The following is an 8,947-nucleotide window of genomic DNA, read 5'->3' as shown; positions in this document are numbered from 1 at the left end:
GGATTCCCAATTTACTCTTCAAACACATTTTTTAGGACGACATCCATGGGTTGTATTTCCTGTATCCAGCGAAAGCTGTCAAGTGCGGTCTTTCACTTGACTGGTTTCGCTGGATACAGGACGCTCCGTGAATGGATGCCGTTCTGAAACGGACTTAACTTTTTTGTGTCCAGGTTATTGACGTAGATCCAGAAATTAGCTTCTTATTTATGCGCGTGTTAATTATTAAATTATTTCAGCTGTCTTTCTTAAATATGATTCATTCAAAAACTAGCCTATTTCCTCTCAAAATACCCCCACAACCGATACTCACAAATCTCCCTAACCCACTCAAACAAAATCCCTTCATGCTCCTCCGCCACAACCAACTGCGGAGCAAACAAACCATCCTCAAATAAAATCCTACCCTTAGAAGCACCACTCCACTTCGTCATAGGCATTCTCGCAATCAAGTTCGAAACTTTCTCTTCATTATATACATGCAAGGACTTTCCGGTTTTATCTGCTAGGTCGGTATCTCTCCGATAATCATTCTCCATCAAATACCCATGAAAGAACGGTGCAACTTCCACCGGTGTAACAGGGTCATACCAAGCGCCTGGTCCTTTACTCAGCATATACTTCAGCACAATCATTTTATAACTCTTCGTCATACCGGTACGATTCACTTCAATTAGCCAGTCTCTATGCTGTTCAAGTACTTCCAGCTCCAATGCATTCAATTCTCCAGCATGCTGTAAAAGAATAGGGTACGTCTTGAATTTTTGCTGGATGGCTTTGGAGTCTTCGTTGGCTTTGAGATGATATTGCAAATAGGTCGGGCGTTTACCAAGTTCAGTTTTCAAATCAAAATAAACATTAATCAGTCGTTGCTGGATTGGTTCATTTTGCTTCATTGCTTCTAATAGATTAATTACTGCGGTATCAAAATGAAACTCAAAATAATTCAGCTCTGTAAACGTCTTGCTACTTATTTTCGAAGGTAATTCACTTTCTTCGTTAAACACTTGAAATTTCTTCCGGGCATTGCGGTAATTCCCGATCAAGTCAATAATGACGCAGTGCGATTTCCCATCTGCAATCCGCAACCCTCTTCCGATTTGCTAAGTGAAGACAGTTAGCGATTCGGTAGGGCGAGCGAAGAGGAGGGTATCGACGGATGGATGAGCAGAATCCAATCGTACGGGTTTGTTTCTGTTTAATCCATGCATGTAGGACTGCGTCGGCATAGCTTTCACGTTCTTGTAAACGTAATAGTTCTTCTTCGTCATAGCGGTTATTTCTCCATTGTAATTGGCTATAATCAGTTTCATCCAGAACCCCATAATAGATGAAGGGGGATAGCCAGTTTTGCCGAATGGCGTCTAGGAAGTGGATGGAGATGGCTTCGTTGCCGTCACATAAGCTATAGACGTCTTTATTGTCTAGGCGGTCGGGTGTGGCGGTTAGGCCGAGTAAGAATTCAGGCTCGAAATAGTCTAGTACGCGTTTATAAGATTCGGCGAAGAAGGCAGCTAAATACGTTTTGCCTAGCCCGGTAGCGAGTACAGTCAACGCTTTTTCGTATCAGCTTTTTACTGTTTCATGCAAAGCATCGAGTGCTAGTTGTTGTGCAGGACGTGGTACGAGTACGCTAGATACATAAGAGTCGCTTGGATCTGCAATTTGTTGTTGTTCTGTTGCACCAAAAGTCATTTCGATCTCTGTTTGTGGATCGACGGCTGCGCTGAAAGGGAGTTTTTTGTTCGTTTCTTCATAGCGCTTACGGTAGCGATCGATTTGTTCGCTGTTGAGTTTGATCGTATTCGGTGATAAAAACATGTTCATGAATTCATCCGCTGCTGTTTCGAAAATATCTTCGTCCACTGTGGATGGTGCGTATAGGTTCCACTCGATTCCGCTAATGAGTGCGGAGCGGGACAAGTTCGATGAGCCGATGATGACAGTTGCGTGATCTTTTGATTTGAACAAATACGCTTTCGGATGAAAGGACGTACCGCCACTTTCAATCATATGAATTTCAGCGGTAGGTAACGCGTCAACGAGCATTTGCAGTGCGTCTGGTTGGGTGATGGACAAATAGTCACCCGTTAGGATTTTTATTTCCGCACAATGATATAACTAAATCCCATAATTCGACAAAATATAAAAATAACTGCATTTATATCAGAATATTATCAAAAAAATGATATATTTGACTTAAGATGTCTATAATTTATTGACTAGGTTATAGGAATGGTAAATAATGAATAGAAAGAAATTCTACTTCTATAATGTTAAAAGTACGTAATTGGAATTACTATAAAGTTTTAATTGCCTTTTACACAGGGAAGCGAGGAGGTGGGACAGCATGTTTTCTCCGCCTGATCATTTAAAATATGAAGAATTACTAGGTGACTATTCAAACGGGATTATCTTGCTGTCTATACTTGTTGTTGGTTTCGCATCTTATACAACATTGACGCTGTATGATCGCATGCAGAAGCCGAGTTTCTTTAATCGAAAAGTATGGCTTCTGTTGGCTTCAATATCGATGGCATTTGGGATTTGGGCAATGCATTTTACGTTGATGAATGCCTTATCCATTCCTCTTTCTATGCACGTAAATTATATAAAAAGTTTAGTTTCTATCGTGCCCGCTTTTATCGCTTCGTTGGTAGCATTTCATTTGGTCGATGGGCAAATACATTCTTGGTGGCGTCATACTTTTGCTGCGGTACTCATCATGGGTGGGATGACTGCAATGCATTGGGTCGGTATGAAGGCATTGAAAGTAGATGCGGTACTTTTTTACGACTGGAAACTTTTTCTTTTGGCAAAAGTCTTCGGTGTTGTATTCATTTACCTCGGACTACGTTTAGTTACTCATGTGAATCACTCTATCAGTAAAAGATGGCTTGCCGTTCTATTCCTGACGTTTGGTATTGGCAGTATGCATTATATAGGTATACTCGCGACAAGAATTTATAAAGAAATTGGTCAACCGATTGCTGTGACGATGAGTAGTCAGATGCATTTCCTAAATTCATTTATCGAAATTGGTATTGCCGCTTTGTTAGTGGGGATGTTATTGACTACGTATATTGATAGTTATGTGGATCATTGGATAAAAAATTACGATGTGTTAACGAAATTGCCGAATCGACGGCGTTGGGGACATCATGTAATTGATAAAGTCGCAACTGGAGATATAGCGATTTGGAAATTTCCGGATTTACAGCGGCTTAATCGACTGTATGACTATAATGTGGGTGATGAATTTTTGCAGCAAGTTGCAGAAGTTCTTAATCAATGGAAACCGAATTTCGCAAAATTGTATCGAGTGAGTGGAAATCGCTTTTTGTTTTATGTAGATCAACCTGGGCGGACTGCGGACTTCCATAAGGACCTTATCATTATTGAGGGGCAACTTGAGCGGTTGCCCTTCATAAAGAGTAAGGATATGCACTATACATGCGGTCTAGCAAAAGCGGACCGACAAAAAACGGTGCGACAATTGTATAAAGAAGCGATTAGGGTTGTCGAACACGCTACAGTGGCGCGTGAGTGGGGACTGATTACGTTTAATCCAGCGATCCATGGAATTTCTCATGAGCAAGATGTGCTACGTGATATTACGAAAGCGATGGAAGAAAATCAGCTTCGTCTCGTATACCAGCCGAAAGTAAAAGGTGGTAATCAGAAATTTGTTGGTGTAGAAGCATTGTTGCGTTGGGATCATCCAGAATTGGGTTCGATTTCGCCAACCGCTTTTGTGCCGATTTTAGAACGTGATGGACGGATGGGGGAAGTGACGGACTGGGTTATTCATGAAGTGTGTAGGCAAATTCATGAATGGGATCGTAGCAAACTGTTTATTCCGCAAGTGGCTATTAATATACCTGGTGAATATGTGGCGGATTCGCGGTTATTGGATAGATTATGGAAGGAAACCAATCATTATCGTATCGAACCCAATCGTATTGAATTGGAAATTACAGAAACGAGTACCGCGAAATCCGTTGGGCTGGCAGTGGCGGCAATGGAGCGCTTTAAGCGTTATGGTTTTTCGCTGGCATTAGATGATTTCGGTACGGGTGTTTCTTCGCTATCCTATTTACAACAATTACCTATTACTACGCTAAAAATTGATAAATCATTTGCGGATGTCGTACCTGGTTCACAAAAGGAATGTGCGATACTCAATGCGATTCTCACCATTGGACAATTTATGGATTTACAGATGATTATTGAAGGCGTCGAGAAAAAGGAGCAAGTGGATTTCCTGTTGAATCTTCAACCGAATTTAATCTTCCAAGGCTACTATTTTGCTAAACCGATGTCACCTGAGAAGTTGGTGGAGTGGATAGCGGAATCAAAATAGTACCAATATGTGCACCTAGTTGAACGGTAGTCTAACAATAACCCAGTAGTTTTCTCTGGATTGCGATGGAGTGCTAGCTGAACTATATGGTATAGTAGACCTATAGTTTTTGGAACTATAGTTAGCATATCTTTCGATAAATAGATAGACTACATCGTTTGAAAGGGCGGGTGAAGTTGGCGAATAGTTCGGGGATTTTATTGGAAAGTGGTACAAATGAGTTAGAGATTGTCGGCTTTGAAATGGGGGGCAATCGTTACGGTATTAACGTCATCAAGGTGAATGAGATTATTATGCCGTTGCCAATCACGCCAATTCCACATGCGCATTTTGCGGTGGAAGGGATTATTCAATTGCGCGGTGAAGTATTGCCGGTTATCAGTATGGAAAAGATCTTAGGAATGGCACCTTCAACCAATCCTTCAGATGAAAAGTATATCGTGACGTCGTTCAATAAACAGACCGTTGTGTTCCAAGTACATAATGTGACACAGATTCACCGGATTTCCTGGAATCAAATTGAGAAACCTTCAGGCATTTATGCGGCAGAGAATTCCCAAGTCATCGGTGTTATTAAGCTCGATGAGGAAATGCTGTTGTTGTTGGATTTCGAGAAAATTATTGTTGATATTAATCCAGAAGCGGGCATTAATGTGGAGCAAGTGAAGAAGTTAGGCAAGCGGGAACGCTCGGATAAACGTATTTTAATCGCTGAAGATTCACCGTTATTGCGTAAATTGCTTCATAATACATTAAACGAAGCGGGTTATGCGAATTTGGATTTCTATGAAAACGGTCAAGAGGCTTTAGATTATTTAGAAAGCCTTGTAGAGGAAGAGGTGGATGTGAAGAAAGAAGTCCAGCTAGTCATTACGGATATCGAGATGCCGCAGATGGACGGTCACCATTTCACAAGACGAATCCGCGAGAATCCAAAGCTTGCTAGTTTACCGGTCATCATATTCTCTTCGTTGATCACAGATGGTTTAAAGCATAAGGGCTATAGTGTCGGTGTGGATGATCAGGTGAGTAAGCCGGAGATTGCTGAGTTGGTATTGAAGATTGATAAGTATATATTGTGAGACACAAAGACTTTCTTTAATTAGGGAGTCTTTTTTGATTTGTAAGTGGGTGTGTAGCTTGGGCTTGTGGAACTTGGTTGTGCGCTCATAAAACATGATCCCGCGCTCATAGAATCTGGTCCCGCGCTCATAGAACTGGTCCGCGCGCTCATAGCCCGTGGTCCCGCGCTCATAGAATCTGGTTTCGCGCTCATAGCCCGTGGTCCCGCGCTCATAGACCTGGTCCGCGCGCTCATAGCCCGCGCTCAGAGCCCTCGTCCGCGCGCTCATAGAACTAGATCCCACGCTCATAGCCCCCGTCCGCACGCTCATAAAACAACCCATGTCCAACAATCCCCAAACCTGATAAACTACAGATAAAGGGAGTGATGGCTATGAAAGTGATTGTTGCGCCTGATGCATTTAAAGGGAGTCTGACAGCTGAAGAGGCGGCTGTGGCGATGGAGCGTGGTGTGAAGAAGGTATTTCCAGAAGCGGAAGTTATGTGCTTGCCAGTAGCGGATGGTGGGGAAGGGACGTTGGATACGTTGGTTTCGGCAACGAATGGGCGGTACGAAACTTTTGCTGTGCATGATCCGCTGGGGCGTCTGATTAATGCTCGGCTTGGGATTCTTGGGGACGGAGAGACTGCTGTGGTGGAACTAGCGCAAGCTTCTGGGATCACGCTACTTACTGACGATGAGTTAGATCCGATGAAAGCTTCAACGTATGGTACGGGCGAATTAATTCGTCATGCGCTTGACGAAGGGTATCGCAAGTTGATTGTAGGTCTTGGTGGAAGTGCGACGAATGATGGTGGGACGGGGTTGCTTGCGGCGCTCGGTGTACGTTTTTTTGATCGTGAAGGGAAGTTGATAGAAATGAGTGGATATTCACTTTCACGTATTGATATAATAGACGTCTCGCAGCTGGATAAGCGATTGAAGAGTACGGATATTTTGATTGCTTCGGATGTGGAGAATCCACTAGTTGGGGTATTGGGCGCAACGCATATTTTCGGCCCGCAAAAAGGAGCGAATGCGAAAACGGTTGAGTTTCTTGAAGCGGGCATGCGGCATTTCGCGGATGAAACCGAACGCTTGGTAGGTAAACGCTTACACGACTTTCATGGGGCGGGTGCGGCAGGAGGGACTGCAGGGGCATTGCTTGCGTATTGTGGCGCTCGTCTGGAAAGTGGTATTGCTGTTGTGCTACGTGCGATGGATTTTGCGAAGCATCTTTCCTCGGTCGATGTACTATTGACGGGGGAAGGAAAGACGGATTTGCAGACGCTGAACGGCAAAGCTTTGATTGGTGTTGCTAGGTTGGCAGCAGAACATGGGATTCCTGTAATTGTAGTTTCGGGCGCCGTGGAGGAAGTGGCACGGAAACAGCTAACTGAATGGTTTGCCGGAGTATACGAAGTTGACGATGGCCGGCCGCTTGCTGAATTAATGGCAAATGCATCTGAGTTGTTAACGCAAAGAATAGAAGAAGTGCTTTTAATGGATTTTAAATTTCCCCTATAATGCGTATTTAGCGGTTAGCAGGGTATAGAATACAAAAGGAGGTGCTCAAATGTTTCAAGATGCTTTAGATTGGCTAGTAGGACCAGCAAATAATTTCATTTGGACGTATGTGCTAATTGGACTTTTATTAGTTGCTGGATTGTATTTCACGATTCGCACAAAGTTTGTACAGGTGCGCTTGTTTCGTGAGATGTTCCGTTTAATTGTTGAAAAGAAAGACAGTAATGATGGCGTGTCTCCATTCCAGGCGTTCACGATTAGTGCGGCGTCGCGTGTCGGAACTGGTAACGTTGCAGGGGTGGCCCTTGCGATCGGTATCGGGGGACCAGGTGCGATATTTTGGATGTGGGTGATCGCAGTAATCGGTATGGCGACTGCGTTCATCGAGAGTACGCTTGCGCAAGTGTATAAGGTGAAGGATGGCGATACATTCCGTGGAGGTCCGGCGTATTATATGGAAAAAGCGCTTGGACAACGGAAATTAGGAATTGTTTTTGCCATTTTATTGACGATGTGTTTCGGATTTATTTTTAACGCGGTGCAATCGAATACGATCAGTCAATCATTTTCGGACGTCTTTGGCATTCCACATTGGACGATCGGAATCGGCTTAATTGTCTTGACTGCTATTATTGTTTTTGGTGGTGTTAAGCGGATTGTAAAAGTAACGCAGACGATTGTTCCGGTAATGGCAATATTTTATATTATCGTCGCATTGTTTATCGTCATTATGAATATTACACAAGTTCCTGCGATGATTGTGTTGATTTTCGAGCATGCATTCGGCGTTAAGGAATTTATAGGCGGCGGGATAGGTATGGCGATTATGCAAGGAGTTCGTCGTGGTCTATTTTCCAATGAAGCCGGTATGGGTAGTGTGCCAAACGCTGCAGCGACAGCTAACGTGTCACACCCTGCGAAACAAGGGTTAGTTCAAAGTTTAGGCGTATTTTTCGATACAATAATCATTTGTTCAGCGACTGCTTTCATCATTTTGCTAGGTGGATTATATGAGTCAGGTGAAACGAACGGCATCTTGCTGACACAAGCATCTATGGCGGTACACGTAGGTGCATGGGCTCCGTACTTCATTGCGGTTGCTATTATGTTCTTCGCCTTTAGTTCGATTATTGGTAACTATTATTATGGTGAAACGAATATTGAATTTATTAATGCGAATAAAGGGTGGAAGTTAGTTTATCAGGTACTCGTTCTAGGAATGGTATATTTCGGATCTGTCGCAAAAGTACAAGTTGTTTGGGATATGGCTGATCTATTCATGGGGCTCATGGCTATTATTAACTTGGTCGTGATCTTGCTACTTGGTAAAGTGGCCTTCCAAGTGTTGGACGACTTCACAAAACAGCGACGCGCGGGGAGAAATCCTGTGTTTAAAGCAGCGAGTATTCCGGATCTAAAAGGTGCGGAATGTTGGGAGGAAACAGCGGAAAAACCAGAAGATCGAGTGAACTGATGAAATATGTTCGTTTAAAATGGGCGTATATATTGTTCACACAATATCTTTTAGTCAACGCACAGAAAGTTTGCTATAATTGAAAATACTGCTTGAAACATAAAGGCATCGTAGTTCAGAAGCATGAATCTGAGCTACGATGATTTTTTATGCTTTACAAGTCGGACCACTACATGTTAGGGTTATAAATGAAGTTAACACACTATATATAGTATTTTGATGAAATGGTACCTATCACGGTTTAAAAGGGAATCCGCTAAAAACGGAGCTGTCCCCGCAACTGATGGCATGGACGACTGTCTTGAAAATCCACTGCTTCGGCGGGAAGGAAAGACGGAAGGACGATATGCTAGCCAGGAGACCTGCCATTCATTCAAGCATACATTCTTCGGGGTTGGAGAGTGGAAGCAGCGAGCAGGTTTTTTTTGTCTGTTTAAAACTTTCCACATATGACCATTGATCACATGATGACTCCCGAAATTCTAGGGAGTCTTTTTATTTTTACATAACGTAACCAAAG

8 protein-coding genes and 1 riboswitch are annotated in these 8,947 nt (G+C 43.1%); of the genes, 5 read left to right on the top strand and 3 right to left on the bottom strand.

Annotation, left to right across the window (positions count from 1 at the left end):
- Positions 1-275: 275 nt before the first annotated feature.
- From CSV79_RS05445 to CSV79_RS05435, 3 genes are read right to left on the bottom strand one after another with little or no spacing between them, the layout of a single operon-like run.
- A complete protein-coding gene (locus tag CSV79_RS05445) occupies positions 276-1,088 on the bottom strand; it encodes an RNA helicase (protein ID WP_099688027.1) in 813 nt (270 codons plus the stop codon).
- Positions 1,048-1,554 carry a DEAD/DEAH box helicase gene (locus tag CSV79_RS16575; protein ID WP_143560542.1) on the bottom strand — a complete coding sequence of 169 codons (507 nt, stop codon included), beginning with the start codon at positions 1,552-1,554 and terminating at the stop codon, positions 1,048-1,050. The genes CSV79_RS05445 and CSV79_RS16575 overlap by 41 nt, the downstream gene beginning before the upstream one ends.
- A gap of 12 nt (positions 1,555-1,566) precedes the next feature.
- On the bottom strand, positions 1,567-2,079 hold the full coding sequence (locus tag CSV79_RS05435; RefSeq protein WP_158232473.1) for a phospholipase D-like domain-containing protein: 513 nt from the start codon (positions 2,077-2,079) through the stop codon (positions 1,567-1,569).
- Positions 2,080-2,350: 271 nt separating this feature from the next.
- Here CSV79_RS05435 and CSV79_RS05430 point away from each other — a divergent pair, with 271 nt between their 5' ends.
- The 5 genes from CSV79_RS05430 (at position 2,351) to CSV79_RS05415 (ending at position 8,427) form a co-directional block, all read left to right on the top strand.
- Positions 2,351-4,363, top strand: coding sequence for a sensor domain-containing diguanylate cyclase (locus CSV79_RS05430; protein ID WP_099688024.1), 2,013 nt, complete (start codon positions 2,351-2,353; stop codon positions 4,361-4,363).
- 176 nt (positions 4,364-4,539) lie between these two features.
- The gene (locus CSV79_RS05425; protein ID WP_099688023.1) at positions 4,540-5,445 is read left to right on the top strand and encodes a chemotaxis protein; all 906 of its coding nucleotides are present in this window, start codon (positions 4,540-4,542) and stop codon (positions 5,443-5,445) included.
- Between the two features lie 66 nt (positions 5,446-5,511).
- Complete coding sequence (locus CSV79_RS16570) at positions 5,512-5,805, top strand: hypothetical protein (RefSeq protein ID WP_143560541.1); 294 nt, start codon at positions 5,512-5,514, stop codon at positions 5,803-5,805.
- 14 nt (positions 5,806-5,819) lie between these two features.
- A complete protein-coding gene (locus CSV79_RS05420) occupies positions 5,820-6,953 on the top strand; it encodes a glycerate kinase (protein WP_099688022.1) in 1,134 nt (377 codons plus the stop codon).
- Between the two features lie 49 nt (positions 6,954-7,002).
- Positions 7,003-8,427, top strand: a complete 1,425-nt coding sequence (locus CSV79_RS05415; RefSeq protein ID WP_099688021.1) for an alanine/glycine:cation symporter family protein — start codon at positions 7,003-7,005, stop codon at positions 8,425-8,427.
- A gap of 208 nt (positions 8,428-8,635) precedes the next feature.
- Positions 8,636-8,811, top strand: a riboswitch (cobalamin riboswitch).
- The last annotated feature ends 136 nt before the right edge of the window (positions 8,812-8,947 follow it).

Source organism: Sporosarcina sp. P13, assembly GCF_002743055.1.
Lineage (GTDB): Bacteria > Bacillota > Bacilli > Bacillales_A > Planococcaceae > Sporosarcina.
The sequence above is the reverse complement of the archived record's forward strand: the minus strand, read 5'-3'. Positions and strand labels throughout refer to the sequence as shown.